This is a genomic window from Pseudomonas sp. LBUM1640, from assembly GCF_059716225.1.
Map to the genome: position 1 here is coordinate 2268908 of NZ_CP166816.1, position 18593 is coordinate 2287500.

Annotated in this window: 20 protein-coding genes; 8 read left to right on the plus strand and 12 right to left on the minus strand. The window is 60.7% G+C overall.

Features of this window, described 5'->3' with window-relative positions; genetic code table 11:
* Positions 1 to 63: 63 nt before the first annotated feature.
* Together ACA065_RS10260 and ACA065_RS10265 are read right to left on the minus strand one after the other, a co-directional pair.
* Positions 64 to 939 (minus strand): alpha/beta fold hydrolase, encoded by an 876-nt coding sequence (locus ACA065_RS10260; protein WP_497694392.1) that lies wholly within the window; start codon positions 937 to 939, stop codon positions 64 to 66.
* A gap of 242 nt (positions 940 to 1181) precedes the next feature.
* Positions 1182 to 1640, minus strand: a complete 459-nt coding sequence (locus ACA065_RS10265) for a VOC family protein (protein WP_497694393.1) — start codon at positions 1638 to 1640, stop codon at positions 1182 to 1184.
* 225 nt (positions 1641 to 1865) lie between these two features.
* Here ACA065_RS10265 and ACA065_RS10270 point away from each other — a divergent pair, with 225 nt between their 5' ends.
* From ACA065_RS10270 to ACA065_RS10280, 3 genes are read left to right on the plus strand one after another with little or no spacing between them, the layout of a single operon-like run.
* Complete coding sequence (locus ACA065_RS10270) at positions 1866 to 3089, plus strand: SfnB family sulfur acquisition oxidoreductase (RefSeq protein WP_497694394.1); 1224 nt, start codon at positions 1866 to 1868, stop codon at positions 3087 to 3089.
* 3 nt (positions 3090 to 3092) lie between these two features.
* The gene (locus ACA065_RS10275) at positions 3093 to 3758 is read left to right on the plus strand and encodes a methionine ABC transporter permease (protein WP_497694395.1); all 666 of its coding nucleotides are present in this window, start codon (positions 3093 to 3095) and stop codon (positions 3756 to 3758) included.
* Positions 3759 to 3786: 28 nt separating this feature from the next.
* Positions 3787 to 4557 carry a MetQ/NlpA family ABC transporter substrate-binding protein gene (locus ACA065_RS10280; protein WP_497694396.1) on the plus strand — a complete coding sequence of 257 codons (771 nt, stop codon included), beginning with the start codon at positions 3787 to 3789 and terminating at the stop codon, positions 4555 to 4557.
* Between the two features lie 121 nt (positions 4558 to 4678).
* Here ACA065_RS10280 and soxR read toward each other — a convergent pair whose 3' ends face one another.
* Positions 4679 to 5128 (minus strand): redox-sensitive transcriptional activator SoxR, encoded by a 450-nt coding sequence (soxR, locus tag ACA065_RS10285; RefSeq protein ID WP_497694397.1) that lies wholly within the window; start codon positions 5126 to 5128, stop codon positions 4679 to 4681.
* Positions 5129 to 5228: 100 nt separating this feature from the next.
* Here soxR and ACA065_RS10290 point away from each other — a divergent pair, with 100 nt between their 5' ends.
* Positions 5229 to 5594 carry an antibiotic biosynthesis monooxygenase gene (locus ACA065_RS10290; protein WP_497695328.1) on the plus strand — a complete coding sequence of 122 codons (366 nt, stop codon included), beginning with the start codon at positions 5229 to 5231 and terminating at the stop codon, positions 5592 to 5594.
* Here the strand turns inward: ACA065_RS10290 and ACA065_RS10295 are convergent.
* The 4 genes from ACA065_RS10295 to msuE all read right to left on the minus strand — a co-directional run bounded on the left by ACA065_RS10295 (position 5583) and on the right by msuE (position 9785).
* Positions 5583 to 6686 carry a sigma-54 interaction domain-containing protein gene (locus tag ACA065_RS10295; RefSeq protein WP_497694398.1) on the minus strand — a complete coding sequence of 368 codons (1104 nt, stop codon included), beginning with the start codon at positions 6684 to 6686 and terminating at the stop codon, positions 5583 to 5585. The two genes, ACA065_RS10290 and ACA065_RS10295, sit on opposite strands and share 12 nt — an antisense overlap.
* Positions 6687 to 6697: 11 nt before the next feature.
* Positions 6698 to 7885 (minus strand): acyl-CoA dehydrogenase family protein, encoded by a 1188-nt coding sequence (locus tag ACA065_RS10300; protein WP_497694399.1) that lies wholly within the window; start codon positions 7883 to 7885, stop codon positions 6698 to 6700.
* Between the two features lie 184 nt (positions 7886 to 8069).
* Positions 8070 to 9212 (minus strand): FMNH2-dependent alkanesulfonate monooxygenase, encoded by a 1143-nt coding sequence (gene ssuD, locus ACA065_RS10305; RefSeq protein WP_497694400.1) that lies wholly within the window; start codon positions 9210 to 9212, stop codon positions 8070 to 8072.
* A gap of 9 nt (positions 9213 to 9221) precedes the next feature.
* Positions 9222 to 9785 carry an FMN reductase gene (gene msuE / locus ACA065_RS10310; protein ID WP_497694401.1) on the minus strand — a complete coding sequence of 188 codons (564 nt, stop codon included), beginning with the start codon at positions 9783 to 9785 and terminating at the stop codon, positions 9222 to 9224.
* A 400-nt stretch (positions 9786 to 10185) separates the two neighbouring features.
* Between msuE and ACA065_RS10315 the strand changes: the two genes are divergently transcribed.
* The 3 genes from ACA065_RS10315 to ACA065_RS10325 all read left to right on the plus strand — a co-directional run bounded on the left by ACA065_RS10315 (position 10186) and on the right by ACA065_RS10325 (position 13707).
* Complete coding sequence (locus ACA065_RS10315) at positions 10186 to 10455, plus strand: hypothetical protein (RefSeq protein ID WP_497695329.1); 270 nt, start codon at positions 10186 to 10188, stop codon at positions 10453 to 10455.
* 233 nt (positions 10456 to 10688) lie between these two features.
* Positions 10689 to 11849 (plus strand): cysteine desulfurase family protein, encoded by a 1161-nt coding sequence (locus ACA065_RS10320; protein WP_497694402.1) that lies wholly within the window; start codon positions 10689 to 10691, stop codon positions 11847 to 11849.
* A gap of 49 nt (positions 11850 to 11898) precedes the next feature.
* Positions 11899 to 13707 carry an aminopeptidase P family protein gene (locus ACA065_RS10325; RefSeq protein WP_497694403.1) on the plus strand — a complete coding sequence of 603 codons (1809 nt, stop codon included), beginning with the start codon at positions 11899 to 11901 and terminating at the stop codon, positions 13705 to 13707.
* Here ACA065_RS10325 and ACA065_RS10330 read toward each other — a convergent pair.
* Positions 13700 to 14608 carry a LysR family transcriptional regulator gene (locus ACA065_RS10330; protein ID WP_497694404.1) on the minus strand — a complete coding sequence of 303 codons (909 nt, stop codon included), beginning with the start codon at positions 14606 to 14608 and terminating at the stop codon, positions 13700 to 13702. The two genes, ACA065_RS10325 and ACA065_RS10330, sit on opposite strands and share 8 nt — an antisense overlap.
* A 124-nt stretch (positions 14609 to 14732) precedes the next feature.
* On the opposite strand from ACA065_RS10330, the gene ACA065_RS10335 reads away from it, so the two are divergent.
* Positions 14733 to 15710: a zinc-dependent alcohol dehydrogenase family protein gene (locus tag ACA065_RS10335; RefSeq protein ID WP_497695330.1), complete on the plus strand. Its 978-nt coding sequence runs from the start codon at positions 14733 to 14735 to the stop codon at positions 15708 to 15710.
* Here ACA065_RS10335 and ACA065_RS10340 read toward each other — a convergent pair.
* From ACA065_RS10340 to rhtA, 4 genes are all read right to left on the minus strand, one after another.
* Positions 15707 to 16297: a 2-hydroxychromene-2-carboxylate isomerase gene (locus ACA065_RS10340; protein WP_497694405.1), complete on the minus strand. Its 591-nt coding sequence runs from the start codon at positions 16295 to 16297 to the stop codon at positions 15707 to 15709. The two genes, ACA065_RS10335 and ACA065_RS10340, sit on opposite strands and share 4 nt — an antisense overlap.
* Positions 16298 to 16340: 43 nt before the next feature.
* Entirely contained in the window at positions 16341 to 17072 is a 732-nt protein-coding gene (locus ACA065_RS10345; RefSeq protein WP_497694406.1) for an SDR family oxidoreductase, read from the minus strand.
* A 114-nt stretch (positions 17073 to 17186) separates the two neighbouring features.
* The gene (locus tag ACA065_RS10350; RefSeq protein WP_497694407.1) at positions 17187 to 17468 is read right to left on the minus strand and encodes a hypothetical protein; all 282 of its coding nucleotides are present in this window, start codon (positions 17466 to 17468) and stop codon (positions 17187 to 17189) included.
* A gap of 165 nt (positions 17469 to 17633) precedes the next feature.
* Entirely contained in the window at positions 17634 to 18521 is an 888-nt protein-coding gene (rhtA, locus tag ACA065_RS10355) for a threonine/homoserine exporter RhtA (RefSeq protein WP_497694408.1), read from the minus strand.
* Positions 18522 to 18593 lie beyond the last annotated feature (72 nt).

An 18593-nucleotide genomic window follows, 5' to 3' on the forward strand; every position in this document is an offset into this window, starting at 1 on the left:
GAACCCGTCGCAGGCCATCAGCAGCCTGCGAGGCGGGTCTTTCAGGTCACGGGGTTACAGCATTCAGCGCAGGAAGGTCAGGACTTCGCCCAGCAACAGTTCAGGGACTTCTTCAGCTATGTAGTGGCCGGCCGGCAGGGCCTTGCCACGCACGTCGGTGGCGACTTTCTGCCATTCCTTGAGCGGCTCGAAACAGCGGCCGACGGTGCCTTCGGCGCCCCACATCACCAGCAACGGCAGGTTCAGGTGGTTGCCGGCGTCGATATCCCCCTGGTCGTGCTCAAGGTCGATACCGGCGGCAGCACGGTAGTCCTCGCAGATACCACGCGCAGTGCCCGGCAGTTGCAGGCAGCGCAGGTATTCGGCGAAGGCCTCATCGGTGAACGGCTTGAGGCCGGCACTGCGGCTGCCCATCACGCTGCGCAGGTACAGCTCGGGGTTGCTCTCGATCAAGGCTTCCGGCAACGGCGCCGGGCGGATCAGGAAGAACCAGTGCCAGTAGGCGCGGGCAAACGCTTCATCGGTCTGGGCGTACATCGACAGGGTCGGCGCGATATCCAGCAACACCATGCGCTGTACCGCTTTTGGATGGTCCAGCGCCAGGCGATGGGCAACGCGGGCGCCACGGTCGTGGGCCAGTACCGAGAACTGCTCCAAGCCCAGGGCCTGCATCAGTTCGACGCCGTCACGGGCCATTTCGCGTTTCGAGTAGTTGGCGTGTTGCTCATCTGCTGGCGGCTTGCTGCTGTCGCCATAACCGCGCAGGTCGGCAGCCACCACAGTGAAATGCTCAGCCAGCTGTTCGGCGACTTTATGCCAGATGACATGGGTTTGCGGGTGCCCGTGCAGCAGGAGCAGACCGGGACCTGTACCGCCTTTGCGGTAGCTGATGTCCACGCCATTGACGTGGCAGTGGTCTTTTTGGAATCCGGCGAACATGGAATGACTCCTTGTGATGATTGCCTGCATCGTGGAATCACCCAGCGTTCGGGGCAAGGGGGAAAACGTGGAGGGGTTGTTCATGAAGTGTGTAGGAGCCCGATCTTCCAAACGATGAAGACCCAGTGTGGGAGCGGGCTTGCTCGCGAAAGCGTCAGTTCAGTCACCTGATTTGTTACCTGATACACCGCTTTCGCGAGCAAGCCCGCTCCCACATTTGGATGTGTATGGGACCAGGCAATTCAGCCTTGCTTGAACATCGCCATGGCGCGCTCACGGATCTGCGCTTCGGTCAGGTCTTCCTTGCGCGTAGCCAAAAACCACAGGTGCCCAAACGGATCCTTCACGCTCGCCGAGCGGTCGCCATAGAACTGATCCTTCGGCTCAGACACCACGCTGGCGCCTGCTGCAACGGCTTGTTCGAATTGCGCATCCACGTCGTTCACGTACAGGTGCAGGCCGACACTGGTGTGTTCAGCCGGGTTGCGCAGGGCCATGTCAGCGCAGGGTGAGCCGAGCATGATTGCCGAGTCGCCAATGCGCAGCTCGGCGTGGCCGACTTTGCCGTCGGGCATGTCCAGGCGCATGACCTGGGTGGCGCCGAAGGCTTTCTTGTAAAACTCGATGGCCTCGCTCGCGTTGTCGATGCCCATGTAAGGCGTGACGCTGTGATAACCCTCGGGAATAGGTTTAACGCTCATATCGTTCTCCTTGGTGGTGGTTTTGGAGGCACGGCCTTTTCACTATAGGCCACGTATCGCGCGGCCTGCGGGTAGCCGACGAGGTGTTGGCCAGGCAACAGTGAACAGGCAGACTGCTGCGCCAAAGGCGCTTTTGGATCCCGATTTTACGGCCAACCCAGCGGTTTCCGGGCTCGGCACAGAAGCTGCAATAGACCAGGCAAACCATTCGCCCGAGAGCGTTGTATGTCTGTACTGCCTGTATCTGCCGATTACCCGATTCACACGCCCCACGCCGACCTGATCCGCGATGAAGCCCAGGCGATTGCCGTCGCCCATCGTGTCGCCGCCGTGCTGCTCGAGCAGGACGCCGAACGCGACCGCACCCGCGAGGTGCCCGCCAACGTGGTGGATTTGTATTCCAACAGCGGCCTGTGGGGCATCAGCGTGCCGCGCGAATTTGGTGGCGCCCAAGTCTCCTACGCGGTGCTGGCCCAAGTGATTGCGATTATCTCGGCGGCCGACCCGTCGCTGGGGCAAATCCCGCAGAACCACTATTGCCTGCTCGAAGACATCCGCCTGCAAGGCACACCCGAGCAGCAGGCGTATTTTTTCGGCCTGGCGCTGCAAGGTCATCGTTTTGCCAATGCGCTGTCGGAAACCGGCGGCAAGAACGTGCAGGACATCCAGGCCACTGTTCGACGCGAAGGTGACGGCTATGTGATCAACGGTCGCAAAGGCTATTGCACCGGTTCGCTGTATGCCCATTGGCTGGCGGTTTTAGCGCTGGATGAGCAGCAAAATGCGCAACTGGCCTTCGTAAAGCGCGGCACCGAAGGGCTGGTGGTAGTCGATGACTGGGACAGCATGGGCCAACGCACTACCTCCAGCGGTACTGTGCTCGCGGAAAACCTGCGGGTGCCGGCCTTTAATCTGTTTCCTACGCATAAATCCTACGACTCGCCGACCCTTGCCGGTCCTTTTGCACAGCTGACCACCGCCGCCATCGACGCCGGCATCGCCCGTGCCGCCTTGCGCGACACCGTGCAATTCGTGCAGCAATTCGCCCGGCCGTGGATCGACGCCGGGGTGGAAAAAGCCAGCGAAGACCCGCTGACCATCATTCAGGTCGGTGCCCTGGATATTCGCCTGGAAGCCGCCGAAGCCCTGTTGGAGCGCGCCGGTTTGGCCCTGGACGCGGCACGCCCGGCGCCAAATGAAGACAACGTCGCCCAGGCTTCCCTGGCGGTGGCGCGGGCCAAGGTGCTGACCACTGAAATCGCCATCGAAGCCAGCAACAAGCTGTTCGAACTCGGCGGCACCCGCTCGACGCTGAAGAAGCACAACTTCGACCGCCACTGGCGCAATGCGCGGGTGCACACGCTGCATGACCCGGTGCGCTGGAAATACCACGTGGTGGGCAACTGGCTGCTCAATGGCACCAAGCCGCCACGTCACGACTGGTCATAAGCCATGGCCGAATTGTTCAAACACATCTATTGGGCCGACATCGGCCAAGCCTGCCTGGAAACCCTGAGCATGCTCGGCGCCGCCCTGGGTTTTACCGTGTTGCTGGGGTTGCCGCTGGGCGTGTTGTTGTTTCTGACCGGCAAGCGTCAATTGCACGAAGCGCTGGTGGTGTATCGGTTGTTGTCGGTGGTGGTCAACGTGCTGCGTTCGCTGCCGTTCATCATCCTGCTGATTGTGCTCATCCCGCTGACCACCTTGCTGGTCGGCACCTCCCTTGGGGTGCCGGGCACCATCCCGCCGCTGGTGGTGGGCTGTACGCCGTTTTTTGCACGGCTGGTGGAAACCGCGTTGCGCGAAGTCGACCGCGGTGTGGTCGAGGCTACCCAATCCATGGGTGCGAGTACCTGGCAGGTGATCCGCCACACGCTGCTGCCGGAGGCTCGCGCTGGGCTGCTGGCGGCGGTCACCGTCACCGCGATTGTGCTGGTGGACTACACCGCGATGGCTGGGGTGATCGGCGGCGGCGGCCTGGGTGACCTGGCGATTCGCTATGGCTACCAGCGGTTCCAGACCGACGTGATGGTGGTCACCGTGGTGCTTTTGCTGGTGCTGGTGCAGGCCCTGCAGATGACCGGTGACCGTTTGGTGGCGCGCTATAGCCGCCGTTAATTCTTATAAAGCTGATCGTGGAGCATTCATGAAAAAGTCCCTGGCCATTTTGGCTGCTGTCCTGTCGTTCAATGCGTTCGCCAACGAGACATTGGTGGTGGGCGCGACCCCCGTGCCCCACGCGGAAATCCTCGAGTTCGTCAAACCGGTGCTGGCCAAGGAGGGCGTGGATCTGCAGATCAAAGTCTTTACCGACTTCATCCAGCCCAACCAGCAATTGGCGCTGAAAAACATCGACGCCAACTACTACCAGTACCGGCCGTTTCTGGATGATTACAACAAGACTCGCCACACCGACCTGGTGCCGGTGGTGGGCGTGCATATCGAGCCGTTTGGCGCCTATTCGACGCGGATCAAAAACATCGCTGAATTGAAGGACGGCGCCACCGTGTCGATCCCCAATGACCCGGTGAATACCGGCCGCGCGCTGGTGCTGCTGGATGAGGCCGGGCTGATCACACTCAAAGACCCGGGCAACACCCTCAGCACCCCGCGTGATATCGCGCAGAACCCCAAGCACCTGAAAATCCGTGAACTGGAAGGCGCCTTGCTGGCCCGTTCGGTGAGCCAGGTGGACCTGGCGTTTGTGTTTGCCAATTACGCACTGGAGGCGGGGATTGATACCAACAGTGCGTTGATTGTGGAGAAGGGCAAATCGCTGTACGTCGAGTACCTGGTGGCGCGGCCGGATAACATCAACGACCCGGGTATCCAGAAGCTGGCCAAGGCGCTGAACTCCGATGAAGTGCGCCAGTTCATCCTCACGCGCTACAAAGGCCAGATTGCACCTGGGTTCTAGCCTCAACTGAGATCAAATGTGGGAGCTGGCTTGCCTGCGATAGCAACACCACGGTGTCACTGGCATACCGAGGTGTCTGCATCGCAGGCAAGCCAGCTCCCACACTGATTGGGTTTGCAGATCAGGTGTCGGGGGTGGGCTCCAACAACTGCGCGCCGGGCCCACGCTCACCAAGCAGGTCATCCTGATTGCGCAACGGGCACGCCTCCAACGACAAACACCCACAGCCGATACACCCACTGAGCTTGTCGCGCAGCAGCAATAACTTGTTGATGCGCTCATCCAGGTCCTCTCGCCACAGCGCCGACAACCGTTCCCAGTCCTCAGTCGTCGGTGTGCGCCCATCCGGCAAGGTCTGCAACGCCTCGCCAATCGTCGCCAGCGGAATGCCCAAGCGTTGGGCGATCTTGATCACCACCACCCGCCGCAACACATCCCGTGGATAGCGGCGCTGGTTGCCGGCATTGCGATTGCTCTTGATCAGCCCCTTGGCTTCATAGAAGTGCAGAGCCGTAACCGCCACGCCACTGCGGGCGGCCAATTGGCCGACGGTAAGTGCTTTGTTGAGCATGAAAAACTCCGAAACAACGCTTGACCTTGACTTAACTAGAGGTTTTACCCTGCGTGGCATCGAATCGCAAGATTCTGCCTACAGAGAAAGGGGAGTGTTCATGCAGGTATCAGAGAAAAATCGCGGCTTCACTCAACTGATCGAGTTTCAGATCGAGCCCCAGCAGCAACTGGCGCTGGTGGCGGCCTTGTCCACCCAAAGCGAGCGCTTGGCCCAGGGCCATGGCGGCTTTATCAATGCGAGTGTGCAGGTCAGCGATGACGGGCGGCGGGTGCTCAATTACCTGCAATGGCGCTCGCGCGAGGAGGGCGAGGCGGCCTTTAAATGCTTTGAGCACGGCGAAGAAGATTTTTGGACGCTGATCCGCGCCCACCAGGCCACGGCGGTGACCTTCGGTTCGTTCCAGGTTCTGCGCAGCTTTGAGCGCAGCCATGACAACGCGTTGCACTGCCGCCTAAATGGATAAGTGCAGCATCCGTTCGCCCTGCACGTTTTCGCCAGGGCGGCGCTTGTTTACCGCCAACTCGCCGATCTTGATCAGCCGCGTGCGCGTGACGTTGCGGCTCAAGCCCAGCAGGTTGGCAGTGTGCACCTGGTTGTAATGGCTGAAGCGATAAGCCGCGCGCAATAACGCGTCCTCGACCTTTTCATGCAGGGCGCCGGCCTGCTCCTCAAACAGCTTTTGAAAGGCCCGCGCCAGCAACGCTTCGGCGCTGTTGTCGGTGCCGTGCTGGCTGTCGTCCTGGCGTTCGATGCGCATGTTCGACAGGCGCAAATCATCGCGTTCGATCACGCCGTTACGGCAGATCAACAGGGTGTGGTGAATCACGTTTTCAAGCTCGCGGATATTGCCCGGCCAGCTGTAGCTTTTGAGCTTATGCTCGGCCTCGCGGCTGATGGTGATCGGGCCGTAACCCAGGCGTTGGCTGTAGGCCTGGATGAAGTGCCGGGTCAGCGGCAGGATATCGCCGGGGCGCTCGCGCAGCGGGCTGAGCTCCAGGCTGACCACGTCGAGGCGGTAGTAGAGGTCTTCGCGAAAATGCCCGGCGTTGATGGCCTTTTCCAACTGCACGTTGGTCGCGGCCAGTACACGCACATCAATTGGAATGCTCTTGCGCGAACCCAGGCGCACCACTTCGCGCTCCTGCAATACCCGCAGCAGCTTGACCTGGATCGCCATCGGCAAGTCGCCGATCTCATCGAGGAACAAGGTGCCGCCGTCGGCCTCTTCGAACCAGCCGGCCTTGGCGCTGAGTGCGCCGGTAAACGCACCTTTTTCATGGCCGAACAGTTCGGCTTCCACCAGGGATTCAGAGAACGCCCCGCAGTTGACTGCCACGAACGGCCGGTTACGCCGCGCGCTCAGATTATGAATGTGGCGCGCCACCAGCTCTTTACCGGTGCCGGTCTCGCCGATGATCAGCACGCTCGCTTCGCTGGGCGCCACTTGCTGGATGTGGTCGAGCAGCGCCTGGGATTTGGGGTCTTCGAAGACCTGGGCCGTGGCGCGGATCGAGGTCGCAAGGGCGGGCGAGGGCGGTAAGGTTAAAAGCTGCATGGGCACCTCTCTTAGGAATAAAACGTGGGAATCGGCAGGGATTGGTTCAACGCCCAGTCCCCCAGTTCGTGGAGTTTGTAGTCCACCGGGTCGTGCAAGGTTTGTGTGCGCAGGTTGCGCCAGTGGCGGTCCAGGCGCAGCGAGGCGTGGGTGGACCGCGCGCCGGTGACTTCAAACAGGCGGCTGCACAGGTCCAGGCCTTGGCGGGTGGCGGCGACTTTGGCGGTGGCGATGGCAATGGCCAATTGGCCGCGTTCGTGTTCGCTGAGGTTGGGGCCTTTGGCCCAGGCCTGGTCGAGCAGCTCGGCGGCGCGTTCAACCAGCAGGCGCACGCTTTCGAGGGCCACCCAGAACTCGCCGTAGTGATGCAGCACGTAAGGGTCTTGGCGTACGTCGTCGGTCGAGGATTTGTGCCACGAGCGGGTTTCGGTCAGGGTGTAATTGCGCGCTTCGTCAAAGGCGCCTTCGGCAATCCCGAGAAACATATGCGTGAACGTCAGCTGTGCGATCAGCGGGCGCAGGCAGGCGAAGGGTGTGCTCAGCGGGCCTGGGTCAAGGAGCAATTCCGATTCCTCGACGCGCACCCGCTCGAAGCTGGCGCTGCCGCTGTCGGTCTGGCGCTGGCCGATGTTGTTCCAGTCGTTGTGCAAGGTGATGCCGCTGCGCCCGCTGGGGATCGCCGCGATCAGCAGTTTGCCGCCAGCGCTTTCATCCACCGCCGAGGCGATGAGCATTTCCGAGTCACTGGCGCCGGAGCAGAAGCTTTTTTTGCCGGAGAATTCACGCCAGCCACCGAAATCCTTGACCACCGTGCGCGTGTCCAGCGGGTTGAGGGCGTTGCCCCAGAACCAGTTTTTGCGCGCGGTCTGCTCGAACCAGGGTTGCCATTGGTCCGGTCGCGCAAACAGGCGCACGGTGGCGAGCATCAGGTGGTGGAAGCCGAAGACGTGGGCGATGGAGCTGTCGACCTTGGCGAATTCGCGCACGATGCCCAGGGTTTCGCTCCAGCGCGCGCCGAGGCCGCCGTATTGGGTGGGAATACTCAGGGCCAACAGGCCGCTGTGGCGCAGGGCGTCACGTTCGGTTTTCGGTGTGCCACCACGCTCGTCACGTTCGACGGCGGTGAGCGCGAATTCGGCGGCCAGCAGTTTGGCGGTTTGCAGCGGCGAGGGCAGGACGCTGTGGGGTTTGGCTGTCACGGTGGTTCCTCAATGTCTGTTTGGCAATGAAGCCCAAATGTGGGCGCTGGCTTTTGTGGCGAGGGAGCTTGCTCCCGCTGGGGTGCGAATCGCCCCTAAAAGCCGGCGACTGCTGCGCAGTCGAACGGGAGCAAGCTCCCTCGCCACAATAAAACGCGCCTACATAGAGCCGATCTCACTGCACTCAGGCCTTCGTTTTTGGCAGCACATCATTGGCAATCATTTCGCCAAACGGGCCGGTGAGGTTGGTGACGCCGCGCCCGGCAAGGCTCGCATAGGGTTCCGGCAGCAGCGGGAACACCAGTTCGGCAAAGCGGTACGCCTCTTCCAGGTGCGGGTAGCCGGAGAAAATGAAGCTCTCGATGCCCAGGTCGGCGTATTCCTTGATGCGCTCGGCCACTTGCTGCGGGTTGCCGACCAATGCCGTACCGGCACCGCCGCGCACCAGGCCGACGCCGGCCCACAGGTTGGGGGCGATTTCCAGGTTGTCGCGGCGCCCGTCGTGCAAGGCCGCCATGCGGCGCTGGCCTTCGGAGTCAAACCGCGAGAAGGACTTTTGTGCGGCAGCGATGGTGTCGTCGCTGATGTGCTCGATCAGTTTGTCGGCGGCTTTCCAGGCGTCTTCTTCGGTTTCGCGCACGATCACGTGCAGGCGAATGCCGAACTTCACCGTGCGGCCGTGGCGTGCGGCGCGTTCGCGCACATCCGCGAGTTTTTCCGCGACGGCGGCGGGTGGCTCGCCCCAGGTCAGGTACACGTCGACCTGTTCGGCGGCCAGGTCGTGGGCGGCGTCGGAAGAACCGCCGAAATACAGCGGCGGATACGGCTTCTGCACGGGTGGGTAAAGCGCCTTGGCGTTCTGTACGCGCAGGTGCTTGCCTTCGAAATCCACCGATTCGCCCTGCAATACGCGGCGCCAGATCTGCAGGAATTCGTCGGAGACTTCGTAGCGTTCGCTGTGGTCGAGGAAGCTGCCGTCACCACGGTTTTCGTCGGGGTCGCCGCCGGTCACCACGTTGATCAGCAAACGCCCGTTGGATAAACGATCCAAGGTGGCGGCCATGCGCGCGGAGACGGTGGGCGAAATGATGCCCGGGCGAATCGCGACCAGGTAACGCAGGCGTTCGGTCAGCGGCACCAACGCCGAGGCGATGACCCAGGAGTCTTCGCACGAACGCCCGGTAGGAATCAGTACGCCGTAGTAACCCAGGCTGTCAGCCGCTTGCGCAACTTGCTTCAGATAATTGAGGGTGACCGGGCGCGCACCTTGGGTGGTGCCAAGGTAATGACCGTCGCCATGTGTCGGCAGAAACCAGAAAACATCCATGACAAATCCTTAGGCGATTTTCAGCAGAGAAGGGGAGTGCGCGGCAAACAACGGGGCTGCGCGTTCTGCTGCAAGGCGTATGCGGCTCTTCAAGGGCTCGCTGGTTATTTGGTAGTCGGTGAAGTCGGCTTCGGTGGCGTACACGCCGATCGGCAGGGTCAGTGCCTGGAAGAAGCTGAACAGCGGGCGCAGTTGATGATCGAGCACCAGCGCGTGACGTTCGCTGCCGCCGGTAGCGGCGAGCAATACCGGCGTGTTGATCAGCGAGTTGAGGCCGACCAGGTCGAACAGGTGCTTGAGCAGCCCAGGGTAGGAGCCGCGATACACCGGTGCGGCGACGATCAGCAGGTCGGCCTGTTCGATGGCCAACAGTTGCGATTCGACTTCGGCCGGCAGTTCATCACGCGACAGGGCACCGCCCAAGGGCCGGGCAATGTCGCCCAGCTCGATCAACGTGGTCTGGATCGCCAGCAACGTGGCCAGTTCGGCCAGCACGGCTTGGGTCAGCACCAGGGTGCGCGATGGGCGCCAGGTTCCGCCGGACAGGGCAACGACATTCAGGGGACGGGTCATGAACAGTTCCTTTTTCAACAGGGGTACATAACAGGTGAAGTGAAACGTGTTGAGCAAGAGCTGTACCAACGGCTGGAGGCCTTGATTGGCTTGGGCTGCAGGCTCACTGCTGAAAAGTGAAGCTGTTCGTTGCCTGGTGTTTTGTTGAATGGCTGTTGCTGACGCAACAGTTGCGTGGCGAACAGTGTTGATTCGGTGTGAGGCCATTTATAAAGGGTTACGGTTATTCCGTAAATGAACGTATTTCCATATTTATAGATCTTAAATGAATATGCTGGGCTGGCTATCGCAGGTGTCTGAACGGTTGATAGCGACTATCACGGACGGTGATTTTTCACTGCGCAAGGGCGGGAGTAGCCTGTGTTCATTGACTCGAAACCTCCTTTGCAGGGCCTCCACCATGAACCATTTCCTGGCTGTTTCCTTAATAGTTGTCAGCGCCTTCCTTGCCGGTTGTGCGACCCATCCATCGCCTGAATCGCGCCCCTACACCGCTGAAGAAACCAAGCAGTTGGCTTTGGAGGCCCTGAGCCGTCGCGGCCTGTCGTTTGATGAATACCAACAGCAACGCGCTGCACTGACCGGCCAGCCACAGAGACACTTGGGCTTTGATCATCAGGGCGAAATGAACGCCGAACGCAGTATGGTTCTGCTGGGCCGTCCCAGTTGAGCCGGTGCTCAGCGGCAAAAAGCCCGAGGATTCCCTTAAGGAACCTCGGGTTTTTTGTTTGCCATTGGGTTACTTCAGCCTGTTAAGCTGAATTTCAGGAGCGTTCCTACGCACATTTACATAAAGTGGTTCTTCTTTAATGGCATTCGATCGGTTAAACCTGACGACCTCTGTTCCGGTCGATGCCCCTGAGACGTTGTTCTCGGGAATACGCTCTGCGAGTCTTAAACGTCATGAATAAACGTCCGTTGTATTTCGACTACGCCGCCACCACGCCGGTGGATGAGCGGGTTATCCAAGTGATGGTCGAGTGTCTGGGCTTCAATGCCAATTTCGGTAACCCTGCGTCCAGTTCCCATGCGTTCGGCCAAGCGGCGCGGCAAACGGTTGAACAGGCGCGGCGCCAGGTCGCCGAGTTGGTCGGTGCCAGCCCTGAGCAAATCGTTTGGACCTCCGGTGCGACTGAATCCAACAACCTCGCGATCAAGGGCGTAGCCCAGGCGCGCGGCGTGGCGGGCGGGCACATCATCACCAGCCAGATCGAACACAAGGCCACGCTGGACACCGCACGGCAGTTGCAGGAAGCCGGGGTGGCCGTGACCTATCTGGTGCCGGACGCCGACGGGTTGATCAGCGCCACGGCGGTCAGTGAAGCCTTGCGCGAAGACACCTTCCTGGTGTCCCTGATGCTGGTCAATAACGAGCTGGGCACCCTGAACGATATCCCCGCCATCGGCGCGCAGGTGCGTGAACACGGCGCGTTGCTGCATGTGGATGCGGCGCAAGGTGCGGGCAAAGTGGCGATCGACCTGTCTGAATGGCCGGTGGACTTGATGTCGTTTTCCGCGCACAAGCTGTATGGCCCCAAGGGCATCGGCGCGCTGTATGTCGGCCCGCGGGCGCAGCAGAAAGTCTTGGCGCAGATTCACGGCGGCGGCCACGAGGGCGGCTTGCGCTCCGGCACCCTGGCGACACATCAGATTGCCGGCATGGGCACCGCGTTTGCCTTGGCGGCGCAGTCCTTTGCTGAGGAAAAGGCCACCATCGTTGCCTTGCGTCAGCGTCTGCTTGCACAGTTGGAAGCGGTGGCGGGCGTGCGCCTGAATGGCAGCGCCACGCAGCGCATTCCGCATACCCTCAGCCTGACGTTCAGCGAAGGTGAGTTCAATTCGGCAGCACTTAGCGCGGGCATCGCTTTTTCGGCAACCTCGGCGTGCAACTCGGCGAGTAATGCGCCGTCCCATGTGCTTCTGGCCCTGGGCCATGACGCACGCAGCGCCGGCCGCACCATTCGTCTGAGCCTGGGCCGGTTTACCACCGAACACGACATCGACCAGGCTGTGCAATTGATCAAGGCCGCACTCGCCAGTGCACCGGCGTTTTGGGCCGTCTGAATTTTCATTCGCAGTACATAACAATTATTAGTGGTTAGCAGGAGACACAATGAGTACGCAGCCTTTGACCCATGGAACGGTTCCCCAGCGCCTGGCGCATACCCGTGAACTGATGAGCCGCGAGGGCATTCACGCCCTGCTGGTGCCGTCGGCCGACCCGCACTTGTCCGAGTACTTGCCGGGTTACTGGCAGGGGCGGCAATGGTTGTCGGGGTTTCATGGCTCGGTGGGCACGCTGATTGTCACTGCAGATTTCGCCGGTGTGTGGGCGGACAGCCGTTACTGGGAACAGGCGAGCAAGGAACTCAAGGGCAGCGGCATCGAGCTGGTGAAGCTGCAGCCCGGCCAGCCTGGCCCATTGGACTGGCTGGCCGAGCAAACCCCGGAAGGCGCTGTGGTGGCGGTGGACGGCGCGGTCATGGCCGTGGCCTCGGCACGTACCCTGGGCGACAAGCTGGCAGAGCGCGGTGCGCGTTTGCGTACCGATATCGATTTGCTCAATGAAGTCTGGCAAGACCGCCCCACGTTGCCGAACCAGCCGATCTACCAGCACTTGCCGCCGCAGGCCACCGTCAGTCGTGGCGAAAAACTCGCCGCCTTGCGCGCCAGCTTGAAAGAGAAGGGCGCCGACTGGCATTTCATCGCCACCCTGGATGACATCGCCTGGTTGTTCAACCTGCGTGGCGGTGACGTATCGTTCAACCCGGTGTTTGTGTCCTTTGCCTTGATCAATCAGCAGCAAGCGACTTTGTTTGTGGCGTTGAGTAAAGTCGACGCTGCCTTGCGAGCGGTGCTCGAGCAGGATGGCGTAACCCTGCGTGACTACAGCGAAGTGGCGCATGCATTGCGCGCCGTGCCCTCGGGTGCGAGCCTGCAAGTCGACCCGGCGCGGGTGACTGCCGGCTTGCTGGAAAACCTCGATGCCGGCGTCAAGCTGATCGAAGGGCTGAACCCGACCACATTGGCCAAATCACGCAAGAGCCTGGCGGACGCCGAGCATATCCGCCAAGCCATGGAGCAGGACGGCGCGGCGTTGTGCGAATTCTTCGCCTGGCTGGACAGCGCGTTGGGGCGTGAACGCATCACCGAGCTGACTATCGATGAGCACCTTACCGCCGCGCGTACCCGTCGCCCGGGTTATGTGTCGCTGAGTTTCAACACTATTGCTGCATTCAACGCCAACGGTGCAATGCCGCACTACCACGCCACCGAAGAAGAGCATGCGCTGATCGAAGGCGATGGCTTGCTGCTGATTGACTCGGGTGGCCAGTACCTGGGCGGCACCACCGATATCACCCGAATGGTGCCAATCGGCACGCCGAACGAAGAACAGAAGCGCGACTGCACACGCGTGCTCAAGGGCGTGATTGCCCTGTCGCGTGCACATTTCCCCAAGGGCATTCTGTCGCCCCTGCTGGATTCAATCGCCCGTGCGCCGATCTGGGCCGAAGGCGTGGACTACGGTCACGGCACCGGTCACGGCGTAGGCTATTTCCTGAATGTGCATGAAGGCCCGCAGGTAATCGCCTATCAGGCGGCCACTGCACCGCAAACCGCGATGCAGCCGGGGATGATTACGTCGATTGAGCCGGGCACTTATCGCCCAGGCCGTTGGGGCGTGCGCATCGAGAACCTGGTATTGAACCGTGAAGCGGGCAAGACCGAGTTTGGGGAGTTCCTCAAGTTCGAAACCCTGACCTTGTGCCCGATTGACACCCGCTGCCTGGAACCGTCGTTGCTGACGGCGGACGAGCGCGAGTGGTTCAACGCCTACCACGCCGAGGTGCGTGAGCGCTTGAGCCCGTTGCTCAGTGGTGCTGCATTGGAGTGGTTACAAGTGCGTACAGCGGCTATTTGATCGGCTGCAGTTGCGGGGCTTGGGCCAGGGCGTCGGCCATATAGTCGACGAATGCCCTGACCCGGGCCGATTGGCGGCGATTGGGCGCCGAGACCGCGTGAATCGGCAGTGACAGCGCGGTGTAGTCCTGCAACACCGCGACCAATCGGCCGGCCTGCAAGTCATCAACGAATAACCACAGGGGCGACAGCGCAATGCCGAGCCCCGTCAACACCATCTCGCGCACCGCCTCGGAGTTATTGCTCTGAGCGTTGCCGGCAATGCGCACTGTGTGTCGCGCGCCATCCTTGTCGTAGGTCCATTGGTTCTGGCTGCTCAGCAGGTTGAACAGCAGGCAGTTGTGCTGCGTGAGGTCTTGCGGCGTTTGCGGAGCGGGGTGCCGGGCCAGGTAGGCCGGGCTGGCCACGGTGACACGGTGGGTGATGCCGATCTGCCGGGCAATCAAGCCGCTGTCGCGCAGTTCGCCGATGCGCAGGGTCACGTCCAGGCCTTCGCTGACCAGATCCTGAAGTTGATCGTTGAGTTGCAGGTCGACTTGCACGTCAGGGTATCGCTGCAAGAAACCGCTTAACCGCGAGGCGATTTGCAGGCGGCCAAAGCTGACGGATGAGCCGATGCGCAACGGGCCGGCGATGGTTTCCCTGCCGGTCTGGAAACTGTGCTCGGCCGCGTCCACGGCCGCGAGGATTTCACGGCAGTGGCTATAGTAGCGTTGACCTTCGTCAGTCAGGGACAGGTGGCGCGTACTGCGGGCAATCAGCTTGCCGCCCAGTTCGGTTTCCAACGCACGCAACACTTTGCTGATGGTCGGCTGGGTGGTGTGCATTTCCCGGGCGACGGCGGAAAAGCTGCCGCGTTCGATCACTCGAACAAAAATCGCCATTGCGTTGAGTTTGTCCATGGGCTGTCCGATTCATGCCGTATGCGCATGGGCACTATAGCTTTTTGGCGTCTTATCGGCATGAGTGGGTGGGGGGATTATCGGCTTTATTCTTCGCTGAACCGAGATCGCCGATATGACTGATATGCGCGCTTTGATTGTGGACACAGTAGATGCACCGTTGCGTTTGACTACGCTGCCCAAACCCGTGGCGGGTGCCGGGCAGGTGCTGGTCAGGATCAAGGCCAGTGGCCTTAATCCGCTGGACGCGAAAATTCGCGCAGGCCAAGCCGCCCATGCCCGTCAGCCCTTGCCGGCAGTCATCGGCATGGACCTTGCGGGAACGATTGAAGCACTAGGCCCGGCGGTGGGTGAGTGGCAAGTGGGCGATGAGGTTTATGCGCTCGCGACGGGTATTGGTGGTGCGCAGGGGTCATTAGCTGAATATGCGGTGGTCGACGCACGCCTGCTGGCGAAAAAACCTCAGACCCTGAGCATGCGCGAAGCGGCGGTGTTGCCGCTGGTGCTGATCACGGCGTGGGAAGGGTTGGTGGACCGTGCGCAGGTAGGCTTGGGCCATAAGGTCCTGATCCAGGGCGGCGCAGGGGGTGTAGGACATGTCGCTGTGCAGTTGGCGATTGCCTATGGCGCCGACGTCTATGCGACCGGTTCCGCCAAGCATCGGGCCACTATTGAAGGCGTGGGCGCCACCTTTATCGACTACCAGCAACACAGGGTCGAAGACTATGTGGCGCAGCACACGGCAGGCGAAGGTTTCGACATTGTGTATGACACTGTCGGTGGTGAGACGCTGGATGCCTCCTTTCGAGCCGCCAAGGTTTATCACGGCCATGTGGTCAGTTGCCTGGGCTGGGGGCAGCATAGCCTGGCGCCGCTGTCGTTCCGTGGAGCGACGTATTCCGGTGTGTTTACATTGTTGCCGTTGTTGACCGGCAAAGGGTGTGAGCACCACGGGCAGATATTGGCCCAAGCAAGCGGGTTGATTGATGCCGGCAAGCTCAAGCCGATCATGGACGCGCATCAGTTCGACCTGCATACGGCAAACGCCGCTTACGATCTGCTCGCAAGCGGCGCTCAGGGGCGATTGGCGATAGACATTTAGCTGAGGGCTTCGCGCACAAATTCCAGACGGTCCTGACCGAAGAACAGCTGTTTGCCTACAAACATACTCGGCGCACCGAACACGCCGCGCTGAACCGCTTGCTCGGTGTTGGCCTTGAGGGCGGCTTTTACGCTTTCATCATTGGCCAGGGTCAGCACGTCCTCGGGGTTGAAGCCCGCTTCGGTCAGCACTTCGGCTACGACAGTGGGGTCGCCAAGGTGACGGCCTTCAACCCAGAGGGCGCGGAACAGGCAATCGATGAAGGCTTGGAAACGTTCAGGCTGGTGCATTTGTATGCCGGTCACTGCACGCATCAGCACCAGGGTATTGATGGGGAAGTGCGGGTTGAACTTGAGCGTCACGTTGTAGAGTTGGGCGTAGCGCGCCAAATCATTGAGCATGTAACGCCCCTTGGCAGGCACGGTGATCGGCGAGGCATTGCCGGTGGCCTTGAACACACCACCGAGCAGCATGGGTTGATACACCAATTGCGCACCGGTTTCGGCGCACAGGGTGGGGAGTTGGGTGTAGGCCAGGTAAGTGGCAGGGCTGCCGAGGTCAAAGAAGAATTCCAGGGTTTTACTCATGGTTGATGCTCGCTGCTTATTGTTCTTTTTTGGGGGCGTGTGCTTACCAGGCTTCATTCCAGGGGCGCAGGTCCAGTTCGAAGGTCCAGGCGTCACGTGGCTGGCTGTGCAAGTACCAATAGTTGTCGGCAATGTGCTCGGGGTTGAGGATGCCGTCTTGATCTTTCAGGGCGTATTTTTGCGGGAAATTGTCGCGAATGAAGTCGGTGTCAATGGCGCCATCGACCACCACGTGGGCGACGTGGATATTCCTGGGGCCCAATTCTCGCGCCATGCTTTGCGCGAGCGCGCGGATGCCGTGCTTGGCACCGGCGAACGCGGCAAAACCTGCGCTCCCACGCAAGCCTGCAGTCGCTCCCGTGAAGAGGATGGTGCCTCTATTGCGGGTGACCATGCGCTTTGCCACCTCTCGCGCATTCAGGAAACCGGAGAAACAAGCCATCTCCCAGATCTTGAAGTACTTGCGTGCGGTTTCTTCGAGGATGCTGCAAGGCACGTTGGCGCCGATGTTGAAGACGAACGCTTCGATGGGGCCCAGTTCGGTTTCGATCTGTTCGATGAGGGCGATGACGTCGTCTTCTTTGCGCGCATCACAGGCAAAGCCATGGGCTTCGCCACCCGCCGACTGGATGCTGTCGACCAAGGGCTGCAACTTGTCGGCGCTGCGACGGGTGACACAGGCCACATAACCCTCGCGGGCGAAGCGCTTGGCAATGGCGCCGCCGGTGGCATCACCGGCACCCACTACCAATACGATTTTCTTGTTGTGCGTCATGGGAACTCCGTTGCTCGATTGTCGAGCAGGAGTGTAGCCGCAGCGTCGCGAATGGCCGGGTCGATGTCGGAAATTTAAGAAGAGGGAGCAGTCGGACGTGGACTGCTCGGGCGGTCATTTACAGATGACGATCATACTGCGGCTGGTATAGCCGGCAGGGTTGAGGCCGAAAGGGTAGTCGCCGGGTTCTTCGGAATTGTCACCAGATTTGGCGATAACCCGGTAGCCCTTTGCGCCACATGAGTTGGCTGCACTGGTGTAGCACTCGTCCCAGGAGGAGGACAGGCCGGAACAGTTGATGTGCAGCCCTTTTTTGCCCCGTTTAACTTCTGTCTTGGTGGTCGCAGCACAGCCCGCAATGCCCACGACCATTAACAGTATCAAAATTCGTTTCATTCCTATCCTTAATAGCCGCTGCGTAAAAAGGCTCGAAGCAGGCTCTACTCGCTCTCGATTGTAGCGTTCAGCTGTCCTTGTCGAAATTCTCCATGAATGATCTTCGTTTACCGCCTAAACATGGCCTAAATGAGCGGTAAATACCAGAGCTACCTTTAAAGAGGGTCAGTCCGCTGGCACCAACGGTTTTGATTCGTTGCGCATCGTCAGCGTGGCGCCTACGGAGGCCAGAATAATGCAGGTGATGGCCAGCCATTGTGCCAGGGACAGATGCTCCTGCAGGAAGAACAGGCCGGAGAGCGCGCCGAATGCAGGTTCGATGCTCATCAGGGTGCCGAAGGTGCGGGCGGGCAGGCGGGTGAGCGCGACCATTTCCAGGGTGTAGGGCAGCGCCGTGGATAGAATGGCAACGCCAATGGCGACAGGGATCAATGCGGGCGTCAGGAGCGCGGTGCCGGCGTGGACGATACCGATCGGCGCAACAAACAATGCGGCGATCATTACACCGAGGGCAGCGGTCTGAACGCCATTGTCGTTGCCGGCCTTTTGGCCAAACAGAATGTAGAGCGCCCAGCAGACACCCGCGCCCAACGCGTAGGCGGCACCGGTCGGGTCGATACCGCTGCTGGCTTCCCCCATGGGAATCAACAAAAGAAGGCCGGCGATCGCGAGGCCAATCCATAGGAAATCCACCGCTCGGCGCGAAGCGTAGATAGCGACGGCGAGCGGGCCGGTGAACTCCAGCGCAACCGCGATGCCCAGGGGCACTGTGCGCAAGGACATATAGAAGAGGAAGTTCATGCCGCCCAATGCCATGCCGTAGATGACGACCGTGCGCAGTGACTTGGCCGTCAGCTTGGCGCGCCAGGGGCGTAATAGAAGCAGCATGATCACACTGGCGAATACCAGGCGCAAAGTGGTCGTGCCTTGGGCGCCAACAATGGGGAACATACTCTTGGCCAGCGAGGCGCCGGACTGGATGGAAGCCATGGCAATTAACAGCAGGCCGACAGGAAATAACGCCGAGGCCAGGCTGCGGGGTGGGGTGGTCATTGGGGGAAGCGTCCGAAGTCATAATAGAGAAGCAGAAGGCATATGATGCTTAACAGTTCAGCTTTGAGCAAT